The organism is Enterococcus sp. AZ048 (genome assembly GCF_051715125.1).
Taxonomy (GTDB): Bacteria; Bacillota; Bacilli; order Lactobacillales; family Enterococcaceae; genus Enterococcus_A; species Enterococcus_A gilvus.
This window is the reverse complement of the sequence record NZ_JBIOTD010000001.1, coordinates 927,256-950,893: the sequence shown is the minus strand read 5'-3', so window position 1 is coordinate 950,893 and position 23,638 is coordinate 927,256. Positions and strand designations below refer to the sequence as shown.

Genomic DNA, 23,638 nt, shown 5'->3' with positions numbered 1-23,638 from the left:
GTACACGAGAAAAACGTGTGTGAATTACAGGGCTCTTTTTGGCTTTCTCAAGATTCTTCTATTTTCTCAAGAAAAATTAAGACGTCCGTCTGATAACTGACGGACGAACCTTTTTTGTTGTTGCTTCTTACTCGCCTTTTAACAATTCTTTTGTAATCAGATGACAATAATGGATCGAACCTGTTTCATTCGGATGGACTTGATCGTCATAAAACCAGTCTGGATGATTATTACTAAAATCATACCAATCAATCAAGTGAACATTTTTATACGTTTTAGCCGCAGCCTCTAAGTTTGCATTTACATCATTTTGCCAACGTCGTGTTGGAACATGTGTATTGATAACAAAGACTTGATGTTTTTCACCTAGTACGTTCATTATTTGAGCAAAATCATCGCTGTTAAACGCACCATTTGTCCCTAAACTCAATAAAATCGTGTCATGCAGTTCGCCTTTATCCTTCAAGGCCTGCAACAATGGCGGGCTATCTTTCAACTGTCGGCCAACTTCACCGTCAACCACCATTTTAGGAAATATCTCTGTAAGTCCTTTTGAGCCGGCCAATAGGACGGAATCCCCAAAAGCCGTGACCTTTAGATTCTTCGCCTTCGTTACTTCACGTTGACTAAGACTATATTTGTCTGCCAAGCTTGTAGGGATTTCAGAACTGCTGGTAGACCCTTGTGTCTGATCGGTTCCACTTGAGTCCTGTTGCTCAGAAGAACCTTCTGTTTTATTAGCTGCCTGTTTATTCTGTTCAATTTGCTTTTGCAGTGCCTCTTGGTTCGCATCTACTCTGTTTGTCGGCGCGATAATCATACCAACAACTGCAATCAAAGCAATCAAACTAGAAAAGACAAAACCGATTTTTCTACGACTCTTGATTGGTGCCCCAAACGAGCGTTTTAATGAAACAAACGTCTTGCGATAATTAAAGGTACGCAACGGTTTTTCTACATAGCGATACGAAAGCTCTGTAACGAAAAGAATCAGGATGACTTCCATAATAGTGTGCAAAAATGTATGATTGGCTACATTTACTTTCGCTTCATAAAAAATCATCACTGGAAATTGGTACAAATAAATGCCGTAGCTGCGCTTCCCAATCCAAGTAAAGACTGGATTTGTCAGCCATCGGTTCCAACTTGCGCCAGGATGAGCTGTAATAGCAACTAGCAAAACGCTTAGTAAACTAACGAGAAACATTCCGCCGTAATACACAAAAGACAAATCATCTCTTAAGAATAAGAACGCTAGGATCAATAGTAGTAAAGAGCCAAATCCGATCCCATTTAATATTCGCTTCGCTTGTGAAGGGATTCTCGCCTTCAACCGTGTACTAGGCCAAATGAACGCCAAAGCTCCACCTAATAAAATGGAGAACAAACGTGTGTCTGTCCCGTAATAAACACGTGTAGGATCTTGTCCAGGTACGTATAAAATAGCCATCAAAATCGCTGAAAAGATCGCTGCTCCAACAATACCAAGAAATACTTTCCCTTTATTTTTTACAAACTTCATCAATAGGACAAAAATGATCGGCCAAAATATATAATTTTGTGTTTCAACCGCCAAGGACCAGATATGGGTGAACGGTGATTCCCCTGAAAAGCGATCAAAGTAAGACATTCCATGATTGATCTGCCACCAGTTATTTACATAAAATAAACTGCTGATGACATTTCCCCGTAAATTATTCAGCAAATTACGTTGAAACAAGGTGATGTAGGCCGAAGCCCCGATCAACATAGTTACCAATGCCGGATACAACCGTTTCATTCGTCGATAGTAAAATTGCTTGATATCGACTTTCCCGGTTTGTTTCCATTCTTGAATTAATAAATCGGTAATCAAGTATCCTGAAACTACAAAAAAAACAGGAACTCCTAAGTATCCGCCACGCATTTGAGCGGGCATCAAATGATATAAAATTACGCCAATTACTGCTAAGGAACGGATGCCATCGAAACCAGTAATATAACGGCTATGCTCTAGTCTTTTTCCCATATTTTTACTTTCCAACTTTACTATAGAATATCAAACTAACTATACGTATAAATCAAACAAACTGCAACAATTTCTCAATAAAAAAAGCATTTCCTAAATATTTTAGTTTTTAGATTGAAAAATGTTGATGAGAATATCTTTTGCATTGAGTGTTCTTGTAAAAGATCAATTACTCATTTGCCTACGTTGACTACTTTTTAGACTGCCTGATTCATTATGTTCTCATAGTGCCAATAGTCTTATACTCATGTCAACTGGTATCAACTGCAATCAGCAGCGCTGACAAAAAAAGCTGAGACGGCTGTCTCAACTTTTTAATCCATTGTCTCCTCGTAAAAACGCCCCATGATTCGAACGTTCTCTGAGATACTTACGAACGCAGCTGGGTCACTCTCACGCATGATTGCTTCTAATAAGGGCAATTCAAAACGAGTCACGACCGTAAATAAGACGGTCTGCTTGTCATGCTTATAAGCACCTTCAGCTTCATTGATTATTGTAATTCCGCGACGCATTTGATCTTGAATACCATTGATCACTCGTTCTGGACATTTTGTGACGATCATGACTTGCATTTTCCGCTGCTTCGTATAAAGGGCATCTGTTAGTTTCCCGCTCATAAAGATTGCTAAAGCAGAATAAAACATGTATTGCCAGCTAAACAAAATTCCAGCCATCAGCATGATCATTACATTGAAAATAATAGAAATCGAACCGACAGAAGTTCCCGTTCTTTTGCGGATAGTGATACTCAAAATATCCAATCCGCCAGAAGACAATCCGTTTTTTAAAGCAAAACCGATTCCCACGCCCATAATTGCTCCCCCAAAAATCGCACAGATGATTGGGTCTGTTGTTAGGGTCGTTTCTGGAATAATGTGAATGAAAAACGAGGTTAAAAAAACGGTTATAAACGTAAATATCGTAAATTTGTGACCGATTTTAAACCAAGCCAAGAAAAACAACGGCACGTTGATCAAAAATAATGTGACAGATACTGGTACGGTGAAACCAACTACACGATGCGATAAAGTTGTCAATATTTGAGCAAAACCAGTTGCTCCACTTGAATAGATGTGTCCTGGTTGGTAAAAAAAGTTTACGGCTATCGCCGCTAAAAATGCATAAACTACTGCGACAGATAAGCGGGTGGCGTAATCGTGGTGAGGCCACTCCTCTATCTTCTTTTTCATCATGTCATGTCCGCCTCATTTCAAAATTTCACTCACATTATACGTATTTTCATGAAAAAAAGAAAGCACCTACCATAAAGGCAGGTGCTTCTCTTAGTATTTTCTTAGAGTTACTGCTTGATTATCCAGTTTTTATAGAACATCGGCCCTCTTTAGAGCTGGATTTGCTCGCCTAAATACAGGATTCAGCTGGTTACTCTTCTATTTTAGTCACATCGATACTCAACTCATAAAGTTGTAATGGAGATACGGTACTTGGTGCATCTGACATTGGGTCTGCTGCTTTACCATTCTTAGGAAAAGCAATGACTTCACGAATATTGTCTTCGCCAGCCAACAACATAGCAAAGCGGTCCAAACCAAGGGCGATCCCGCCGATTGGAGGGAAACCATAATCTAGTGATTCCAATAAGAAGCCGAATTGTTCATTGGCACTTTCGCGAGTGAAGCCTAAAGTCTCAAAGACTTGCTCCTGTAATTCACGTGTATTGATACGCAATGAACCACCGCCCAATTCGTACCCGTTCAAGACAATGTCGTAGGCCTGTGCGTATACTTTTTCAGGATGATCTTTTAAGTTCGCAATATCCTTTTCCATTGGCATCGTAAATGGATGATGGGCAGACACATAACGACCCAATTCTTGATCAAACTCAAATTGCGGCCAATCAACGACCCATAAATAATCGAAACGGTCTTCATCGATCAAACCAAGCTCCTTACCAACTTTTGAACGAACCGCACCTAAAGCTGTCACAGCAGTTAAGAATTGGTCGGCAGCGAACATCAATACGTCGCCAGCTTCAGCATTTGTCGCTTTCTTCAAGTCTTCACTGACACCGCCCATGAATTTCGCGATCGGTCCAGTTAATTCACCGTTCTCGTCTACTTTGATCCATGCCAATCCCTTCGCACCAAATTGACCAACGAACTGACCTAGGCGATCCAATTCTTTTCGAGAATATTTATCGGCAGCACCTTTTGCGTTCAATGCTTTAACCACGCCGCCATTATCAGAAGCCATGCGGAATACTTTGAAATCAGTGGCAGAGGCAATATCTGTCACATCGATCAATTCCATATCGAAACGCGTATCTGGTTTATCTGAGCCATAGCGTTCCATCGCTTCATCCCAAGTGATCCGTGGGAATGGCAACGTCACTTCAACCCCACGTACATCCTTCATGACTTGTGCGATCATTGCTTCGGTGTATTCTTGAATTTCTTCAGCCGTTAAAAAGCTCGTTTCAATATCGATTTGTGTAAATTCTGGCTGACGGTCGCCACGTAGATCTTCATCACGGAAGCAGCGAACGATTTGATAGTAACGGTCAAATCCAGCAGTCATCAATAATTGTTTTAAAATTTGCGGTGATTGCGGCAACGCATAGAAATGTCCTGGGTGAACACGTGAAGGAACCAAATAGTCCCGAGCACCTTCTGGCGTTGATTTAGCTAAATAAGGTGTTTCAATATCTAAGAAATCATTGTTATCTAAGAAACGACGAACCGATTGTGTCAAACGGTGACGCATCATCAAGTTTTGTGTCATCTTCGGACGACGTAAATCCATATAACGATATTTCAAACGGACTTCGTCACTGATATTTTGGTCATCTTCAATTGAAAATGGCGGTGTTTTCGCACTATTTAAAATAGTGATTTCTTCACCCTTCACTTCAAAGTCGCCCGTGCTCATTTTTTTGTTTACCGCACCTGCATCCCGTCGGATCACCGTTCCGGTAATTTCAACAACGAATTCGCTGCGGCATTGATCCGCAACCTCCCATGCTGTTTTCGATTCTTCAGGATTAAAGACCACTTGGACGATTCCTTCACGGTCTCGCAGATCGATAAAGATCAGTCCGCCTAAATCTCGGCGTTTTTGTACCCACCCTTTTAATGTCACTTTTTGATCCAAATACTCTTCGGACACGCGCCCGCAATAGACAGTACGTCTAGCCATTTTTCCATTCCTCCATTTTTTAAGTAATCTACCTTTTTTATCAGTAGGATTTATTCCGTTTTAATCAATTTTCGGCATCGTCATTTCGTCATAGATTGCTGCAAAGTCGTCGTACAGATCAGCCAATGGAAAGGCCTTTTCCTCACGAGTAGCTGAATCTTTTACATTGATCACGCCTTTAGCTAATTCATCTTCCCCTAAGGTTAAAACAAGTTTTGCCCCTTCTTTATCAGCAGTCTTAAATTGTGCTTTCGCTTTGCGTCCCATGAAATCACGATCGGCTGAAAAACCAAATCCGCGAATCGCTTGAACCACTTTTAGGGCTTCTAAGTTTGTCACATCTCCAAGACCCACGACATAAGCGTCGAGACTTGCGGCACTTGGAATCATCACTTCTTCTTGTTCTAGAGTCAATAAAATGCGTTCGATTCCCATCGCAAACCCAATTCCAGGTGTCTCTGGCCCACCAAGCTCCTCAACGAGACCATCATAACGACCCCCGCCACAAATCGTCGTTTGCGCTCCCATCCCTGGTGCGTCACTCATAATTTCAAAAATCGTATGGTTATAATAATCCAAGCCTCGAACCATTCGGTGATCGATTTCATATGAAATGTTCAAATACTCCAAGGTTTTTGTGACACCTTCAAAGTATTCTTTCGCATACTCGCTTAAATAATCCAAAATACTTGGAGCATCCGCAACGATCGGCTGGTCTTTACGGTCTTTACTATCTAAAACCCGCAACGGATTTTCATGCAAGCGACGACGTGAATCTTCACTTAGCTCTTCTTCATGCGCTTCAAGATAGGCGATTAATGCTTGACGATAATTGGTCCGTGTTTCTTGATCTCCTAGAGTATTGATTACTAATCGCAGCTGGTTGATGCCTAGTTGCTTAAAGAAATCCATCGCCATTGCCATTACTTCTACGTCAAGACTTGGATTTTCACTGCCAAACGCTTCGACACCAATTTGATGAAATTGACGCAATCGTCCTTTTTGCGGCCGTTCATAACGAAACATCGGTCCAGTATAATAAACCTTGTATGGTTTCTTGAATTCTGGGCCAAACAACTTGTTTTCAACGTACGCACGTACGATAGGAGCTGTTCCTTCAGGACGAAGAGTTACATGCCGATCACCCTTATCATGAAAGTCGTACATTTCCTTAGAAACGATATCCGTAGTATCCCCCACACTGCGGGCAATTACTTCGTAGTGTTCAAAAATCGGCGTACGAATCTCTTGGTACTGATAATCGTTGAATACTAAGCGGGCAGTCTCTTCGACAAATTGCCACTTTTCACTTTCTCCCGGTAAAATATCATTGGTCCCTTTTGGTCGCTGATAACTCATGGTTTATCTCCTTTTTCTTGATATCGCAAAAATACAAAAAAAGCCCTTGTTCCTATGAACAAGGGCGAAAATCGTCGCGGTACCACCTATTTTTTTAAAAGAGTTTTACTCTTTTTCTCTGGCAATTAACGCTTGCTTTACGGAGCGGCTTTGCACACGCTCATCTCCAGACTGTCTTTCAATTACTTATCACGAAATTGCTTTCAGCCAAGGCAATTTTTTCTGTACGTTATCTCGTAATTTACTAGTTCCTTCGTAGATGTTTCATTGATGTTTTTATCTCTTCCTAAGCTACTAAAAAAAGGCTTGAAAGTCAAGTGATTTTCAAATGATATCTGAAAAGTGAAAAGAGGAGTCGCTTTTTCCCGCTCTTTATTTTAAACTTGGAAAGAAGCATCATTTTTTTATTGCGAAACACAGAAAGGGGAAAATGTACTATGACAGATGTGCGAATTGGAAAATCACAAGTTTATGCAAGTGCCTTAGGATTAGGGACGAATGCCGTTGGAGGCCACAACCTTTATCCAAACCTGACCGACGATATTGGAAAAGAAGTCGTTCGGACCGCTATCCATAACGGAATCACACTATTGGACACGGCTTTCTCATACGGACGCGGGCGTTCAGAAGAACTAATTGGCGAAGTGCTACAGGAACCGGAATTCGATCGTTCACGTGTCATTATCGCTACAAAAGCTGCCCACGATATGCAGCAAGATGGGAAATTTAATAATTCACCCGAATTTTTACGTCATGCTGTCGAAGCGGCATTAGAACGGTTGCAAACAGAATATATCGATATTTTTTACATCCATTTTCCTGACGAAACTACTCCAAAAAACGAGGCAGTCGCAGCTTTGCATAAATTGAAAGAAGAAGGAAAAATTCGCGCGATCGGTGTCTCCAATTTTTCTTTGGAACAGTTAAAAGAAGCGAATAAAGATGGCTATGTGGATATTGTCGAAGAACGTTTCAGCCTGATTCATCGAGAACACGAAAAAGAGCTTTTCCCATACTTGAACGAGCATACGATCAGCTTTGTCCCTTATTATCCGCTGGATTCAGGTTTGTTGACTGGAAAATACAGCGAGGAAACAGCCTTCGAGGACAGCGATCTTCGTAGTAAAAATCCTGACTTTAAAGGAGAACGCTTTAAAGAGATCATCAAAAAAGTAGATCAATTGAAACCCATTGCCAAAAATTATGACGCGACGGTTACCCAATTAGTATTGGCTTGGTATATGAAGCACCCGCATATTGACGTGGTCATTCCAGGAGCAAAACGACCAGAACAAGTCGAGGCAAACGCAAAGGCCGTGGATATTCACCTTTCTGTCGATGATTTTGAAAAAATTGATCAGTTATTCCGTTAACAAACAGAGCCATGACAGGGAATTGTCATGGCTCTATTTACGTGTTCGTTTCATTGAAGTATTCATCGAAATAGAATAGTCGCTTTTTTTTAAACTTTAAACTACACTTGGAAAATAATCACTTATTTTTGAGTGATAGATAAAAGGAGCGAATGTTTTATGACGGATGTACGAATCGGAAAATCACGTGTTTATGCCAGTGATCTGGGATTGGGCACAAATGCAGTTGGTGGACACAATCTTTTCCCTAACTTAAATGATGAAACTGGAAAAAAAGTCATACGGACAGCCATCAATAATGGAATCACGTTGCTGGATACAGCTTATGCCTATGGCTATGGTCGTTCTGAGGAATTGATTGGCGAGGTTTTACAAGAGCCAGAGTTTGATCGTTCTCGCATCATCATAGCGACTAAGGCCGCTCACGATCCTGAAAATAACTATGCTTTTAATAATTCTCCGCAATTTCTTAAACAATCCGTAGAGGACGCGTTAAAAAGGCTACAAACAGAATATATCGATATTTTTTATATTCATTTTCCAGATGAAGCCACACCTAAAAACGAGGCTATCGCCGCGCTGCACGAACTGAAGGAAGAAGGAAAAATCCGTGCAATCGGTGTTTCAAATTTTTCACTAGAACAACTTAAAGAGGCCAATCAGGAAGGCTATGTCGATGTTGTCGAAGAGCAGTTCAATTTGATTCATCGTGAACATGAAAAAGACCTCTTCCCTTACCTGAAGGAAAATAGGATCAGCTTTGTTCCATATTTCCCTCTCGCTTCTGGTTTACTTACTGGAAAATATAAGAAAGAAGATCGCTTTGACGCGTCAGATCGACGGAGCCAGAGGCCCGATTTCACTGGTGAACGTTTTGAAAAAATCGTCGGCAAAGTGGATCAGTTAAAGCCCATTGCCAAAAATTATGATGCCACTGTAGCACAATTAATTCTGGCGTGGTACATGAAGCATCCACAAATTAGTGTCATTATTCCCGGCGCAAAACAACCTGAACAAGTTGAAGCGAATGCAAAAGCCGTGGACATTCGATTAACAACTGAAGATTTTGACACGATTGATCACTTATTTAAATAATCAGGAAAGGAGCCCGATGTGTGTCATCAGGCTCCTTCTTTATTTACGACATTTTTTTCTTTCCCTGCTAAATAAGCAGCAAAGTTGTCCACGGCTATTTCCATCAAACGCTCTCTTGTTTCTAATGGACGCCATGCGATATGGGGGGTGATGATACAATTTTTAGCAGACATTAACGGATTGTCCTTTGTCATTGGTTCTTTTGAGACGACATCCACACCTGCCGCAAAAATTTGACCTCTATTTAATGCGTCTGCAACAGCAGCTTCATCTAACAGACCCCCACGCGCCGTATTTAATAAAATGACGCCCTCTTTCATCCTGGCAATCGTTTTTTGATTGATCATTTTTTCCGTTTCTGAGGTTTGAGGAACATGCAAACTAATGATATCGGCTTGCTGATAAATTTCTTCGATAGATACTTGCTTCGCCCAATCCTCTTGGGCCTTTTTAGGACGATGGTTCCAGTAAATAACCTTCATATTAAACGCATGCGCAATTGTTGCAGTGGCCTGAGCAATCTCCCCATACCCTATCAAACCGATCGTTTTCCCTCTTAATTCCATTAACGGTGTTTTTTGATACGTAAAATCTGTACTCCGCTGCCATTCTCCTTGTTGAACAGAAGCATTGTGCACACCAACTTGATTGGCGATCTCCAATAATAATGCAAACGTAAACTGTGCCACGGCGTCCGTTCCATAGGAAGGGATATTGGTCACAGGAATGTTCCGTTTTCTGGCAGCAGCAACATCGACTACGTTATATCCTGTCGCCACTACACCGATATATTTTAGTTTCGTAACAGCAGACAAAATTTCTTCGTCAATTGGCGTCTTATTCGTAAGAATGGCTTCTGCTTCACCGATTCGATCAATGATTTCCTGTTTATCCGTAAAAGAAGTCCGATCATAGACCGTCACTTCACCAAACGCCTCAAAGCCTTGCCAATCCAAATCCCCTGGATTTAAGGCATAGCCATCTAACACTACGATTTTCATTTCTCATTCTCCTCACTTTTTGCTTCATTAAACAATAGCATTTAATTCCCTTTACCGTAAAGAAAAAGTAATTCAACAAGAATGTCTTCTATTTAATGAAGATATTTTGGATGCGGATGCCACTGAGTTTGGAACCACGCAATTCATGATAATAAAAAAACAAGCCTGAACCGATCAAATGTCTTTGATAGGTTCAGGCTCTAAGAATATAACCGCACAGATCAACCTTTTTGGGAAACCAAATTCCCTACCGTCCTGCTTACTGGTGGCTGATTGATAAAACAGTAATTGCAAAAACTTATTTATATAAAAAGTGATTCTGTGGCGGACTTCCTCAAATTAATAAGCGCGTGCGATCCAAACGGTATGCTTCGCAGGCTTTCCATTCACGATATCGACTGTTTTTTCAACAGGTGGGTTAAATGGAATATTCCGTGTAGTAAAGCCTGTTTCTTCTTTGATCTTAGCTTCCGTTTCTTCCGTACCATCCCAACCGATTAAAACGAAGCCTGGTGTTTCCCCAGCTTCTTTCGATTTTTCGATATGTGCTTTCAAATCATCTAACGTATCAATATCTGTATGTTCATTCGCTGTATAACGTTTTTGCGCGCTTTCGAATAAACGTTTTTGCATTACATCCAATTGGGCAACAATGTGTTCTTCGATGCCGTCTAAAGAGACAGATTCCTTGTCCGCTAAATCACGCATTTTGATAACGGCTTGATTGTTTTCAAGATCACGCGGGCCAAATTCAATTCGTAATGGCGCCCCTTTAAGTTCCCATTCATTAAATTTATATCCTGGTGTATTGTCCGTAGTATCAATTCGAACACGTAACCCTTTCTCAACTAAGGATGCTTTCAATTCTTTCAGACGATCAAGAATTTCAGGTTTCTTTTGCCAAGGGCCAACAGGGATCAAAATCACTTGTGTTGGTGCAACTTTCGGTGGCAATACTAATCCTTGTTCATCCCCATGAACCATAATCAATGAGCCGATCAGACGTGTTGAGATTCCCCAAGAAGTCGTATACACATGGTCATGTTCGTTGTTGCGATTCAAGAATTTAATATCGAAAGCTTCTGCAAAATTTTGTCCAAGGTAATGAGACGTTCCTGCTTGGACGGCTTTTCCGTCACGCATCATTGCCTCTACTGAATAAGTGTCTACTGCACCTGCAAAACGTTCAGACGGTGTTTTTTGTCCACGATACACAGGGATTGCCAATGTATCTTCGATCAACGTAGCATATGCTTCTAAAACGCCCATTGTCCGTTCGCGTGCGCTTTCTTCTGTTTCATGTGCCGTATGTCCTTCTTGCCATAAGAATTCTGAAGTACGCAAGAAAGGCATCGTCTTTTTCTCCCAACGGAAAACGTTCGCCCACTGATTGATTTCGTAAGGAAGATCACGGTAAGAGTTGATCCAGTTAGAAAATGCATCACCGATCAGTGTTTCAGATGTCGGACGTAAGGCATAAGGTTCTTCCAGCTCTTCATCGCCAACTTTCGTCAACCAAGGTAATTCTGGCGCAAATCCTTCTACGTGCTCTTCTTCTTTTTCCAAGAAATGTTTAGGGATCAGCATTGGGAAATAGACATTGCGAATATCTTGTGTTTTTAGGTATTTGTTAAAGTCCTCTTGAATATGCTCCCATAATTCCCAGCCATCTGGTTTAAAGATAATACAGCCGCGAACGGGTGAATAATCCATCAAGTCTGCCTTTTGGATTGTTTGTAAATACCATTTTGAAAAATCTTCTTTTTGTAAGTTTGTCATTCATGCATCCTCCTAAAATAAAAATAAAAAAAACCGTTCCATCCCTACAACTTGTAAGGACGAAACGGATAATTTCGCGGTACCACCTTGCTTGGTCAAACATTGTTGACCCAACTTTCAGCTCCAATAACGCTAGAGTCGCGTGCTGTTTTCACAACAATCAACTTTGGTAGGTTCATAAATCTCAGAGGGCGCGTTGATCTTTCAGACGGTGAATCAACTCTCTGCTGCCAATAAAATTTATTACTATTCCAAATGCTTAACACCATATTAAAGACTTCTCATCAAAAATGCAAGCCTAAATGTTAATTTTTTTCTAATCCTCTGGAACATAGCGTTCTTCTAAGCGGCTCATCCACCAGCCCAAAGCTGCTCCTAAAAGGCAGAGAACTGCGCAGCCGAGGAATCCAAGGAAGCCGATCCCGCTATAATCTGTTGGTACGATCATGACCGTAGAGGCGAATACAATTCCTAAAATAAAATGAAACATTGGGGCATAATAGTGACTGAAGACCCAGTCCATCACTTTTGATAAACTCAAAACTGTCACTAATCCTCCGATGCCGATCGGAAGGATCACACCCATATCGACTGTTTTGAACCCGTCTGCCATTGCTTTATACATACCCATATACACCAAAAAATTAGATGGGCTAAGTCCAGGGACAATAAGGCCTAAACCAATCAAACCACCTGCGATCATCCAAGTAAAAAAGTTTTGATCGACTGTTCCGAAGAGACTCGATCCCTTCCACAAAAATAAAAATCCTAAAACAAAACTAACCGCAATAATAACATAATCTTTTGTTCCTCGGCCTTTTTTTCCAGCCTCTTTCCATAATGCTGGGATCGTCCCGATAATACATCCTACAAAGAACCACAGCATAATTGTTTCAAATTCACCCAACAAAAAGCTAACCGCAAACGATAACACGAATACTCCTGTCAGGCCACCAAGTCCCACAGGTATGAAGAAAAGTACATTTTCTTTAAAGTTCTTTGTGATATGGGCTAAAAATGAAATGATTCGTTCATAAATACCAAATACTGCTGCCAAAGCACCCCCGCTGACACCTGGTAAAATAAATCCTGAGCCGATGAACATTCCTTTGATGAAGCGTAAAAACCAGTCGCTTTTATTCGGCTGTGTACCTTTTTCGTTTTCCATAAAAAAATAAGTCCTCCTAGTTCATTTAAAAGAACACATTTTCCAAAAAAATGAAAAATGATTCTAATTGTCGTGGTGTTCATTCGTTTAACGAATAAAAAAAATCCTATTGCACCTTAGTTAGTGTACCGATAAAAAGAAACTGGCGCAAGGCTAACTAGAGAGCACGCGTCGAAAACTTATAAATTTTTTTGAGATTTTGAGCATTCCTTTACGCATGGTCCTTTCAGAATTGACGACTGTAGGCACAATTTTTTAGTCATTATCTAAAAATAAACGAAATTATTTTTAAGCGATTGATAGCCCAAGCATCAAAAAAAGAAACCGGATGCGCATTGTTTGAACATCCAATTTCTTTTATAATTTATTATACACTGAATCAAGGTACTCTTGACGTTCTTCAAGCGACAAATTTTTTAGAGATCCCAAATGGTGCCAAGAGATATTACGCATCCCTATGTCCTCTAACGTTGTCGTCAATTGATGCTTATAGCTGCGAGTGCAGCGACGCTCTAGACTCTCTGTCGGTTGATCAGAAGTAGTAAAAACAACGACTGACTCAATCGATAACAGTGGCTGGATGCCATTCCCGCCATCAAAAAAAGCGAATTCATTTAGCAGCACTTTGTCAAGGAACCCCTTTAAACTAGCCGGCGAGCTGTACCACCAAATTGGAAAAACCAGAACGAGCTGTGTTGTTGTACGTAACAAATTCATATAATGTAACACTAAAGGATCTAAAACAGAACCGCTTTGATAAACTGCCAGCTCTTCTTCCTTCATGACCGGGTCAAATCCGTCTTTATTTAGATCAATTATTTGATAGATTTTCTGATCTTGTTCAAGACCTTCGACCAATCGATTCAAAATACCATGATTAAAACTTTCTTTCCACGGATGATCAATTATCAATGTTGTTGCCATTTCAGTCTCCTCTTTACCCTTTTTAACAAAAATAGCACAAGTTTATTGCATTTCGATTTCATTTTGATTTCAAAAAAGCTAAGAACTTGATAAAGTTAAGTTATATTCACAAATCCCCTCGTCAATTCCTTTCGATAAATGTGTTTATTTTTCAATTTCCAGACAGACGATCCGTAAAAAACAAGGAGTTTGCTCATGTATTATTTACCTAATATAATAACTTTTCTTCGTATTTTGGTCGCGTTAGCATTGCCTTTTATAGCAGACAATCTTTTTCTTCCGCTCTGTTTATTTACTGGAATGACAGATTTTTTGGACGGGTGGCTGGCAAGAAAAATGAATTGGACTACTCCTTTAGGCGCATGGCTAGATAGCGTGGCGGATCATATTTTCTTCGCTTCTGTCGCAGTCAAGGTTATAGAGATTTTTACAGTGCCTCTATTTATCCTAAAAGGCGCGCTGCTGATCTTACTGATTCGTTGTCTCTCTTATGTGATCGGCTATTTTCGGTTTCATCAATTCACCAGTTTACATACGTATTTAAATAAATTAACGGGAGGTCTTCTTTTTATATCTCCAATAATCTTATTTTTTCTACCTATCCATTTGTTAGGTTCGCTTCTGTTGTTTGTTGCGACGCTCTCTGCTTTTGAAGAGTTATTGATTGTGCTGACTTTTCCTAAGATAGATAGAAATGTACCAACTTTTTTTAAAAGAAAATAAATCGTCTCATTACGGCTTCTTCTTACAGTAGGTAAACTAAGGATTACTCATTTATTTAAAAAAAGGCGAGGTGATTATGTAATGAACGAGGATAAAAAGGGATTTTAATGCCCTGCTGAATGAGAGTGATTTTATAGAGCCGATCACTGCGGGTGTCTTCATTTCTATTGCAGCTTGGGCCAGTGAACAACACAATACCGATCAAACGCCATACCGGCGAACAATAAAGGCAAACGGAGAAATCAACCCGAAATTTCCAAGGGGAATAAAAAAGCAGAGAGAACTACTTGAGGCAGAGGGGCATCGTGTCATTCGTCCAGGAAAAAAATTTCCGATAGTATGTTGAAATTTTGAAGACGCAATGTATGAATTGTAAGTTCCATTTTTATGATGAAAACAAACCGAATTTATGTAGTAAAAAAAGCCTTTACCTATTTCGGTAAAGGCTTCATTGTTTATTTACTCAAGCGTTCAACATCACGAGCAATCATAACTTCTTCATCTGTTGGAATTACAAAAACCTTCACACGAGAATTTTCAGTGGATAGCTCTGCTTCTTTTCCGTGGATACTCTTATTGATTTCTTCATCAATTTCGATACCAAACCACGTCATATTTTCTAAGACCATGCTGCGAACAGGATCAGCATTTTCCCCCACACCAGCTGTGAAGACAATCGCATCAACACCATTCATCACTGAGATATATTGCGCAATGTATTTACGGATGCGATCGCAATAAATTTCTAAAGCCAAGATGGCATCTGCATTGCCCTCTTCAGCGCCATTTTCGATATCACGCATATCGCTTGAAATACCGGTTAGACCCAAAACACCTGACTTTTTATTTAGAACATCAATCATTTCGTTGATATCTTTGATACCTGCTTTTTCCATCAAGTATGGCAATAATGAAGCATCGATATCACCTGCGCGCGTGCCCATTGTCAAACCCGCTAACGGAGTGAAGCCCATTGACGTATCTACTGATTTTCCACCTTCGACAGCAGTTACAGAACCACCATTACCGATATGAGCAGTGATGATTTTTGTTTCTTCAATCGGTTTGCCCAGTAACTCTGCTGCACGTTCAGAAACATAACGATGGCTCGTTCCGTGGAACCCATATTTACGAGCTGCGTATTTATCATAGTACTCTTTAGGGATGCTGTATAAATAATTAACAGCAGGCATTGTTGCATGGAAAGACGTATCAAAAACAGCTACACTTGTCACATTCGGTAAAATATGACGGAATGCTTTAATTCCCATCGCATTTGCCGGATTATGCAACGGCGCAAATTCACTTAGCTCTTCAATTTTCGCCAAGACATCGTCATCAATCAAAACAGAATCTTTGAAGTATTCGCCGCCTGCTACTACACGATGACCTACGCCAGTGATTTCATCAAAGGATGCAATGATTTTCAACTCAAGTAATTGGTCCAATAACATTTGAACGGCAACTTCATGGTCTTTGATATCAAGAACTTGTTCAAATTTTTCACCTTCACCGTATTTGATAGTGAAGATTGAATCATTTAAACCGATTCGTTCAACGATTCCTTTTGCGATTACTGATTCTTCAGGCATTTGATAAAGCTGCCATTTTAGGCTTGAACTGCCTGCGTTGATTGCAATTGTTTTTGACATTTTAACTCTCCTTTGTTATTAAATTACTTTTCGCTCCATTGAGCAGTTTATAAATTAGAAGACTTCCAGTCCTCGAATTTTTTAAAGAACTCTGTTACTTTGGCAGGATCTTTTAGGGAAGGAAGATGAACAAGCAATACTTTTTCTACCTGTTCGGCCGTCTCACCTTTTTTTTGTAACAGTAAAATACTTTTCCTTGAATGTTCAGATTGGAATAATTCGTCTGGCAATTGGATAATTCCTTGAAGCAATACTTCATCCTTCAACCATTTTTGCAACAACGGCCCTTGTTCTGTTTCAAGAAAATTACTTGGTACTAAGAATAATCCAAAGCCATCTGGCTTCACATAGTTCATCGCTTGTTCCATCAATAAATGATGCGCATAACTATGCTCTTTCTCAGAATGAGTCGCAAATTTTTCCGCTTGCTGATCATTTGGATAATAGCCGACTGGCAAATCTCCGATCACATAGTCAACAGGGTCAACTAATAAATCTTGCAAACTATCTTGGTGGAATAACTTAATTTCTTCATCCATCAGCAACCCATCTGAAGCAGCAATAGCTAGTAAGGTTTCGTCGTTATCCACGCCAATTCCTTTAACAGAATAATTTGCTGCCTGCAAATTGATCACTGTTGTCAGTAATAAATTTCCCATTCCGACAGTAATATCTAAAATTTCTAATGGCTGATCCTTTTTCACTGTTAGTTGTTCTATCAAGAAAACAAATAGGAAACCAATACTGTCAGGTGTTAACTGATGATTGGGTTGTAATCCTTCATTTTTTGAACCTTTAAGTAAAATCAATTGGGTTAGCTTTCGCCAATCTTCTTTCCCTAGATCCAATGCTAATAATTCTTGATATAATGCTTCTACTCTTGCAACAGTACCTGCATCTGGTTGCTCTTCAAAGACACGTACTTTTGCATTGTCGACCAAGTTCTCCGTATTTTCGATGTAAGCGTCAAAAAAAGAAGTTCCTAGTGAACGTTGCAATACGATAACTGCTTCTTCCATCAATGAAAAAGCTTTCTCAATTTTCTCTGGATCCATCTTGCACCTCACAAACTAATATAACACTCACGATACCTGTTCTATTTTAGCGAACATGCACCAATTAATCAATCGCTTTCTTTCTTTTATCATCGATTTCCTAATTCGGTGTAAAAGTACCTTTCACACTGTATTCTCTCTCTTTCGCGTGATATCAAAGGCTATATCAATCCGAAGAATTTGATGTTCTATTTTTTTCAAAAAATTGATATGTTTTCTTTTTAATTTTCACATTCATTACTAAGCGATTCGCCTCTGTCTCATAGGCGATCTCTCCTTTATTGAATTTCCATACACCATTTTTATTTTTCAACTTTGGATAATCTGCCAAGAAAAGCTCTTTAGCGATCTTAGCTTCGTATAACTGCTCCGTTCTTTTTGTTAAATCTGCTGTTTGATGATAGCTTGTTGTTAAATTTAGTAATAAGAAACTAAATAGAAAAATAGCCAATAAGACGGAAAGTAAGATTCCGCCTTGGCTATTCGATGATCCATGTTCCTTCTTTTTGTTTTCCATCCTTGAAGGTAACCACAAAATCCACTCCATGATTTTTTTCTTGGCAAACAAATCGACTCACTCCTGTTAATAATGGCTGATAGCCATCAGATTGGCTTTTAATAATTTTGTCATTGCTTTTCTTGATAACTATTTTTTTCTTTTCATCATTCTCTGCCCAAATCTCACGTGAACTGGTTTGTTTATAATGGAGACCCTCCATCTCCGTTTCCAATTGTAGTAGATAGATTTCCCACTCTAGCTGATGATACCCGCTAAGCGACTGCTCGATCTTATGCGCATGTTGAATTAACCCAGAAAGCAACAACAGAATTCCGCTTAGCATCAAAAGCGCCACTAAACTTTCTAACAATGTGAAGCCGCTATTTTTTCGCAATCAGAATTCCCCCCTGTTGATTTGACGCCGTTCCATTTTCCAAGGAAATAGATATTTGCGGTCGAGCGGACTCCCCCTCATGTATTCTGCACCGTCGAGTTTCAATATACAGGTCGCGATAATTTCCTAAATTCGCCAGACGTTGATGGCTCTCCTTTTGCATTTTAACTGTGACGCCCACATAACTAGAAACAAGAATCAGTAATATCGCTAAACTAATCAAACTTTCTAACAAGATGTACCCTTCATTTCCTTTCAAAGCGACCACTCCCCAGTTGAAATTGATACGTAATCTTTTGATTGTCTTCTGTGAAAACCACATGCGGAATACTGCCATTTCCAGGCTGTGTGGTCGATATGTTCCCCGTTCCTGCTTTGAAAGCAATCGAATACCCACTTTGTAACTTCACAGTACGGGGGATCTTCAATTTTCTCCAAGACAGCTCAGTATGATTTGTAAAAAAATCAATCAGCTGCGCCTCATTATGAAGATCGATCCGTGTATTGCGCTGGTCGGCAATTGCAACTTGTTGGATATGCAGGGTAGACTTCTCGAACTGATAATAGAAAAACTCTTTTTCCAACTGTTGTTGCCACTCCTTAATAGCAAGCGTTGGCAGTAAAACGAAGCTGCAAACCAGCGCAAGAACGATCAGTGTCTCAATGAGTGTAAATCCCGAATTATTTCGGTTGTTTTTGCGCTCTTTCATACGCGTCATACTGCTCCTTTTTGACGTATTCTTGATTGATTAACTCTTCTCTTGTGGGTGTCTTTCCAAAATCTAATTCATACACTTGAATTTGTGTTTCTACTACTTTTGCTATTGCTGCATCGCTTTTTTTACTAGCGCTTTCTTTTTGATTAATTAGTTTAGGCACGAATAATAATAAAAGCAGGCTGATTACCAAAAGTACGACCAACATCTCTAATAAGGTGAACCCAGATACTTTCTTTTTCATATAATTCCCTCCAAATTCGTTAACGGCAAAAGCATCGTCATGTATAGGCTGATAATCAAAAGGGCAACGATCAAAAAAACAAGGGGCTGCAACCAAGAACACAGGAATTCTAACTGATTGAAAAAGCGACGCCAGACTAATTGACTATAAGTTAATAACTCTTTGGCCAAATTCCCTCGAGCTTCTCCTTGAAAGATGATTCGTCCAAACTCTTTGGTTAAAAATGGGTAACGTTTCAATTCTTCGGCTAGCGAACTGCCTTGAGCTAAGCGGATCTTCAAATCTGCTGCTAATTCTTGCATCAATGATTTTCCATCTATAGACAATAGACATTCGATAATTTGATTTAATTCCAATCCTTGCTGAAAAAGTTTGCCCCATTCCAAGGCAAAATAGGCAGAATAGTAATTACTAAATAATGCTCCAGCTAACGGTACCGTTGCTAAAAAGCGAAAACGGATCAAAAAGTTTTGTCTTCTCCCCCAAGCTTGCCAGCATACTATTAATACTAAAAAAAACAGGATCATTCCTAAGGCAATCACAGGAACAACTTTTATGAGCTGAACCGAAAAATCCTCCTCCCGAATCATTCCGCTAGCTAATAGCTGAGGCAACAAGAAAAACCGCATTCCCAATAAAATAACAATTAGAAACACCAATAGAAGCAACGGGTACGAAACCGCCTTGAGAAAATTCTCTCTTTGACGTTGGACTAACCGCATTTGTTCAGCAATTCCCAGCAATGTTTTTGACAAGTCACCGTGAGAATCAGCAAGTTCTATTTGTAGTATTTGATCGTTTGAGTAATTCAACTTTGCAAAACTCACCGCTAAATTTTCCCCTTGATGGAGGTCTTTTTGTACACCGATTAATACAGAAGGCAGAAAAATGTTTGCATTAACAAAGAAGTCCAATGCCTGCTGCAAGCTAAACCCATTCTCCATCAACTCACCTAATAAATGAGCAAAATCAATTCGTTGTTTTCTGGTCAGTTTGTTTCTGTGCCACACGACGCATCCCCTCTTCCCAGGTGAATGTCACCTTCTCTTGATAAAATTGGTAACTTGTCAATAACCCTACCGTTTGGTCTATTGGTAAAAGTTCTTGATAAATAATTCCCCGTAGGCATTCTTTTAGTAACGAGGCCTCTCCTCCAAGCTCAAAGACCCGTGCATGAGCAGTTTCTAAGCTGGCAGCATGAAGGGTAGCAAATACGCAATGACCCGTTAACGCGGCTCGAATTGCGCCTTGAATCGTCTTCTCATCACGGATTTCACCGATAATCAACACATCTGGATGGTGTCTCAATGACAACTTGATCAGTTCATCATAGCTTTGTTGAATTTTTTCATTTACTTGCAACTGTACAAAATCAGGTTCTTCAATTTCAACCGGATCTTCAATGGTAATAACTTGCCCTTCCATTTCACGTGCCAACTTGTACATCAATGTTGTCTTACCCGAACCCACAGGCCCGCAGAAAATATACAGCCCTCTTTTTTTAGTATGCCTTCGCAAAATATCCAATTGCTCAGACAAGTGGTAAACCTCGGGACTAGTACCAAACTGATGTAAAAATCGAATAACTAAACTCTCCCGTTGTAAATAATCTCCTACCGTGGACAGCCTCAATCGCTGATTCGTCTCCGGTAACGGATAAGAGATCGCCCCAAGCTGAACTTTGCGCTTTTCGCTGACATCCATTTGCCCCAAATATTTGAAGCGGTTAATCAACTGCAATGCCGTACGTACATTCATTTCATTATCAACATAGGAAAGATCTGAGTTCTTATGCTCATAAAATGGGCCTCTGCGAAAAAAGTATCGATACTTATCTTTTTGGGGCAACAAATATAAATCTTGCATTTGGTGGTCAAAACCATATTGAATCAATTCGTCTGAAAGCTCTTCGATCTCCATTTTTATCACCTCAAAAAACAAGATACGTAAAAACTTTTTTCTGCTCCAAAAAAAAGAAGATAAACCTAAAAGGTCTATCTCCTCGTCTGCCATTATTTTGTCTTATCCTGAAAACGTGCTTCCACTCGATAAATTCGCTGTCCTTTGTTTGAAAACTTCTCTTCATATTCGGTCATAATATTTCCCTCGAAAGAACTTTCGTGCAGATCTAACCAAACGTGTTCAAGAGTCATTCCGTATTTTGAGAAACTACTCAATGAATATTCAAATAACCCTTGGTTGTCTGTTTTAAAATGGATTTCTCCGGCTGGCTTCAAAATCGCTTCGTCTACTTTTAAAAAGCTTGGCGATGTCAGTCGGCGTTTTTCATGTTTTTTCTTTGGCCATGGATCAGAAAAGTTCAAATAAATCTGATCTACTTCGCTGTCCGCAAAATAATTCGTCAGCTCTGAACCATCTACATGTAGCAATTGTAAATTAGGCAATTCTGCTTCAACTAGTTTATCTAAAGCTAAAGAAATCACGCTCACTTGCATTTCTATACCGATGTAATTGATCTCGGGATGAGCCGCCGCCATTCCAGTAATGAACTGCCCTTTACCCATGCCAATTTCAATATGGATCGGGTGATCGTTACCAAAACGTTCAGACCAGCGCCCTTTCCATGATTCAGGCTCTTGCACCGCATATTCAGGTCGAGCCGCCAGCATTTCTGCTGCGCCCGGACGATTTCTAACTCGCATGTTTTTCCTCCAAAAACTATTTTCTAACTCTCGTTTCTTTCTATTATAGCTAATAAAACTCGCAAAAAGCTGAACAAGACGTTCAGCTTCCAGCAAAAATTCGTTTTAATTGTAAGATCGATTGGTTCATGTGATGAAATTCTTCCCGTTTGTATTGACGAGCAATCTCTAACAGCAAACTCATCAACCCATACCAATAGACACGTTCCATGTTCTCATCAGTTGGGCGAATCCCATAGCGAACAAGCCACTTGCTCCAGCTAGATAACGGCACATAGTTTCCTAAAATCGTTCCAATATCCAGAGCCGGATCAGCAAACATCACAGAATCCCAATCAACTAAATATAAATAGTTGGAACAAACCAACCAATTTCGATGATTTACATCACCATGTACCACCGTATAATTTTTCTTTGCATACGTCGGTATATTTTTTTTAAGGTACGCATACACCAGCTCAATGAACGCATTTTGTTCGATCATCGTCGGTAAATTCGCCTCATAATCAGCCAATAGCTGCTGTGGTGAAACTTGGCGTCCACCCATTTTTTTTAACATCACTTTCAATGAAGGCGAGTGATGTAAGTGATACAGTACATCTACTACGTCATTGCGACGCGGTATTTCTTCTGGTTCGAGAATACGACCATCCAACCATTCTTGAGCAGTCAATGTATCGCCGTTTCCTGTCCGTTTGATCCAAACAAGTTTCGGTGCGATTCCTTCACGAGATAAAGCCGCCAACATTGGGGTGGTATTTCGTTTAATGAAGACGCGATCTTCGTCACGATAGCCGATATACGTTTTTCCTGTATCGCCTTTGATCGGCTGCACACGCCAGTCACTATCCAACTGAAACTCCATTCCCAAGGCCCTCCCCTAGCATTTTAAACGTATTTACTATTTTAGTCGGGGAAGGGCTCTTCGTCAAGAGCATGTATGTTCTTCTTTGATTATTTTTCATCACGATGTGCCTGAACCGATAAATTCACTGCTTCGATGTAGGCGTGAAGAATTTTTTTCGTTACCTTCCCTGGCATACCGTCGCCGATTTTTTGATTGTCAATTTCGATAATCGGCATAATTTCTGCCACTGAGCTCGTTTTGAAACATTCATCAGCTGCTAACAGCTCTTTGTCTGTGAACGCCTCTTCTTTCAATTCAATACCTAAAGCTTTTGCAATTTCGCGAATTTTAATTTTTGTGATACCTGGCAAAATCAAATTCCCGTCCGGATGCGTATAAAGAACTTCATTTTTTACCATCCATAAATTTGAGGCAGAAGCTTCTGTCACGTAATTGTCACGGACCAAGACAGCTTCTTCATAACCGTTTTGTTTGGCCTCATCTAATGCCAAAAGATTCCCCAATAGGCTGATAGATTTTATGTCACAATGCAGCCAACGTTTATCTTCTACAAATCCAGCACGGATACCAATAGTTTGTTTCGCCGTTGGACGAGAAGCCGGCTGAATATCCGCCATCAAGACCGGCGGAACTTCTTTCGGATCAGGAAAATCATGCAGCCTTGGTTTTGCAGTTCCCCGTGTCACTTGGAAATACACTCGCGCGTTCTCCAAACCAGCTTCCTTGGCTAATTGGTGCAACCGTTCGCTAAGCGCCTCTTTCGTAAAAGGAAGTGTCATACGGATTTTTTCAGCACTCACCCATAGTCGATCTAAATGCTCCTTTTCCATATACATGTATCCATCGTAAATACGGATAACTTCATAAATACCATCACCAAATTGGTAGCCGCGATCCTCTAAATCAATCTTTACTTCTGATTCATCAACGATTTGATCGTTCCATAATACCTTCATTC

At 40.0% G+C, this 23,638-nt stretch carries 23 protein-coding genes; 3 read left to right on the top strand and 20 right to left on the bottom strand.

The window, feature by feature from the left end:
- Positions 1-127 precede the first annotated feature (127 nt).
- The 4 genes from IGI66_RS04695 to hisS form a co-directional block, all read right to left on the bottom strand.
- Complete coding sequence (locus IGI66_RS04695; protein WP_367377728.1) at positions 128-2,008, bottom strand: acyltransferase family protein; 1,881 nt, start codon at positions 2,006-2,008, stop codon at positions 128-130.
- A 314-nt stretch (positions 2,009-2,322) separates the two neighbouring features.
- Positions 2,323-3,201, bottom strand: coding sequence for a YitT family protein (locus tag IGI66_RS04690; RefSeq protein WP_044926427.1), 879 nt, complete (start codon positions 3,199-3,201; stop codon positions 2,323-2,325).
- A 193-nt stretch (positions 3,202-3,394) separates the two neighbouring features.
- Positions 3,395-5,167 (bottom strand): aspartate--tRNA ligase, encoded by a 1,773-nt coding sequence (gene aspS / locus IGI66_RS04685; protein ID WP_010781392.1) that lies wholly within the window; start codon positions 5,165-5,167, stop codon positions 3,395-3,397.
- 60 nt (positions 5,168-5,227) lie between these two features.
- Entirely contained in the window at positions 5,228-6,526 is a 1,299-nt protein-coding gene (gene hisS, locus IGI66_RS04680; RefSeq protein ID WP_010781393.1) for a histidine--tRNA ligase, read from the bottom strand.
- A 437-nt stretch (positions 6,527-6,963) separates the two neighbouring features.
- Between hisS and IGI66_RS04675 the strand changes: the two genes are divergently transcribed.
- Both IGI66_RS04675 and IGI66_RS04670 read left to right on the top strand, forming a co-directional pair.
- Entirely contained in the window at positions 6,964-7,899 is a 936-nt protein-coding gene (locus tag IGI66_RS04675; RefSeq protein WP_438847801.1) for an aldo/keto reductase, read from the top strand.
- Positions 7,900-8,058: 159 nt separating this feature from the next.
- Positions 8,059-8,994 carry an aldo/keto reductase gene (locus IGI66_RS04670; RefSeq protein WP_114524073.1) on the top strand — a complete coding sequence of 312 codons (936 nt, stop codon included), beginning with the start codon at positions 8,059-8,061 and terminating at the stop codon, positions 8,992-8,994.
- Positions 8,995-9,020: 26 nt separating this feature from the next.
- Here the strand turns inward: IGI66_RS04670 and IGI66_RS04665 are convergent, their stop codons facing one another.
- The 4 genes from IGI66_RS04665 to IGI66_RS04650 form a co-directional block, all read right to left on the bottom strand.
- Complete coding sequence (locus tag IGI66_RS04665; protein ID WP_438847799.1) at positions 9,021-9,995, bottom strand: D-2-hydroxyacid dehydrogenase; 975 nt, start codon at positions 9,993-9,995, stop codon at positions 9,021-9,023.
- Positions 9,996-10,334: 339 nt separating this feature from the next.
- Positions 10,335-11,774: a proline--tRNA ligase gene (gene proS / locus IGI66_RS04660; protein ID WP_010781397.1), complete on the bottom strand. Its 1,440-nt coding sequence runs from the start codon at positions 11,772-11,774 to the stop codon at positions 10,335-10,337.
- A gap of 316 nt (positions 11,775-12,090) precedes the next feature.
- A complete protein-coding gene (locus tag IGI66_RS04655; protein ID WP_114524071.1) occupies positions 12,091-12,942 on the bottom strand; it encodes a DUF368 domain-containing protein in 852 nt (283 codons plus the stop codon).
- A gap of 357 nt (positions 12,943-13,299) precedes the next feature.
- A complete protein-coding gene (locus IGI66_RS04650; protein ID WP_010781399.1) occupies positions 13,300-13,866 on the bottom strand; it encodes an NAD(P)H-dependent oxidoreductase in 567 nt (188 codons plus the stop codon).
- A gap of 195 nt (positions 13,867-14,061) precedes the next feature.
- Here IGI66_RS04650 and IGI66_RS04645 point away from each other — a divergent pair, with 195 nt between their 5' ends.
- Positions 14,062-14,589, top strand: a complete 528-nt coding sequence (locus IGI66_RS04645; protein ID WP_438847796.1) for a CDP-alcohol phosphatidyltransferase family protein — start codon at positions 14,062-14,064, stop codon at positions 14,587-14,589.
- Between the two features lie 455 nt (positions 14,590-15,044).
- On the opposite strand, the gene IGI66_RS04640 is transcribed toward IGI66_RS04645, so the two are convergent.
- The 12 genes from IGI66_RS04640 to dat form a co-directional block, all read right to left on the bottom strand.
- Entirely contained in the window at positions 15,045-16,241 is a 1,197-nt protein-coding gene (locus tag IGI66_RS04640; protein ID WP_086305609.1) for an acetate kinase, read from the bottom strand.
- Between the two features lie 47 nt (positions 16,242-16,288).
- Positions 16,289-17,296 (bottom strand): class I SAM-dependent methyltransferase, encoded by a 1,008-nt coding sequence (locus IGI66_RS04635; RefSeq protein ID WP_438847794.1) that lies wholly within the window; start codon positions 17,294-17,296, stop codon positions 16,289-16,291.
- A gap of 166 nt (positions 17,297-17,462) precedes the next feature.
- Complete coding sequence (comGG, locus tag IGI66_RS04630) at positions 17,463-17,813, bottom strand: competence type IV pilus minor pilin ComGG (RefSeq protein ID WP_438847793.1); 351 nt, start codon at positions 17,811-17,813, stop codon at positions 17,463-17,465.
- Entirely contained in the window at positions 17,776-18,189 is a 414-nt protein-coding gene (gene comGF / locus IGI66_RS04625; RefSeq protein WP_438847791.1) for a competence type IV pilus minor pilin ComGF, read from the bottom strand. Before comGF ends, comGG begins: the two co-directional genes overlap by 38 nt.
- The gene (gene comGE / locus IGI66_RS04620; protein WP_438847790.1) at positions 18,176-18,457 is read right to left on the bottom strand and encodes a competence type IV pilus minor pilin ComGE; all 282 of its coding nucleotides are present in this window, start codon (positions 18,455-18,457) and stop codon (positions 18,176-18,178) included. The genes comGF and comGE overlap by 14 nt, the downstream gene beginning before the upstream one ends.
- The gene (gene comGD, locus IGI66_RS04615) at positions 18,435-18,899 is read right to left on the bottom strand and encodes a competence type IV pilus minor pilin ComGD (RefSeq protein ID WP_139243567.1); all 465 of its coding nucleotides are present in this window, start codon (positions 18,897-18,899) and stop codon (positions 18,435-18,437) included. Before comGD ends, comGE begins: the two co-directional genes overlap by 23 nt.
- Entirely contained in the window at positions 18,871-19,149 is a 279-nt protein-coding gene (gene comGC, locus IGI66_RS04610) for a competence type IV pilus major pilin ComGC (protein WP_438847788.1), read from the bottom strand. The genes comGD and comGC overlap by 29 nt, the downstream gene beginning before the upstream one ends.
- Positions 19,146-20,159, bottom strand: coding sequence for a competence type IV pilus assembly protein ComGB (gene comGB / locus IGI66_RS04605; RefSeq protein WP_438847786.1), 1,014 nt, complete (start codon positions 20,157-20,159; stop codon positions 19,146-19,148). Before comGB ends, comGC begins: the two co-directional genes overlap by 4 nt.
- Positions 20,119-21,069 (bottom strand): competence type IV pilus ATPase ComGA, encoded by a 951-nt coding sequence (gene comGA, locus IGI66_RS04600; RefSeq protein WP_044926424.1) that lies wholly within the window; start codon positions 21,067-21,069, stop codon positions 20,119-20,121. Before comGA ends, comGB begins: the two co-directional genes overlap by 41 nt.
- A gap of 92 nt (positions 21,070-21,161) precedes the next feature.
- Positions 21,162-21,812 carry a tRNA (guanosine(46)-N7)-methyltransferase TrmB gene (gene trmB / locus IGI66_RS04595; RefSeq protein ID WP_010781410.1) on the bottom strand — a complete coding sequence of 217 codons (651 nt, stop codon included), beginning with the start codon at positions 21,810-21,812 and terminating at the stop codon, positions 21,162-21,164.
- A gap of 82 nt (positions 21,813-21,894) precedes the next feature.
- Positions 21,895-22,677: a phosphotransferase family protein gene (locus tag IGI66_RS04590; protein ID WP_010781411.1), complete on the bottom strand. Its 783-nt coding sequence runs from the start codon at positions 22,675-22,677 to the stop codon at positions 21,895-21,897.
- Between the two features lie 89 nt (positions 22,678-22,766).
- Positions 22,767-23,636 carry a D-amino-acid transaminase gene (gene dat, locus IGI66_RS04585; RefSeq protein WP_010781412.1) on the bottom strand — a complete coding sequence of 290 codons (870 nt, stop codon included), beginning with the start codon at positions 23,634-23,636 and terminating at the stop codon, positions 22,767-22,769.
- Positions 23,637-23,638: the final 2 nt, after the last annotated feature.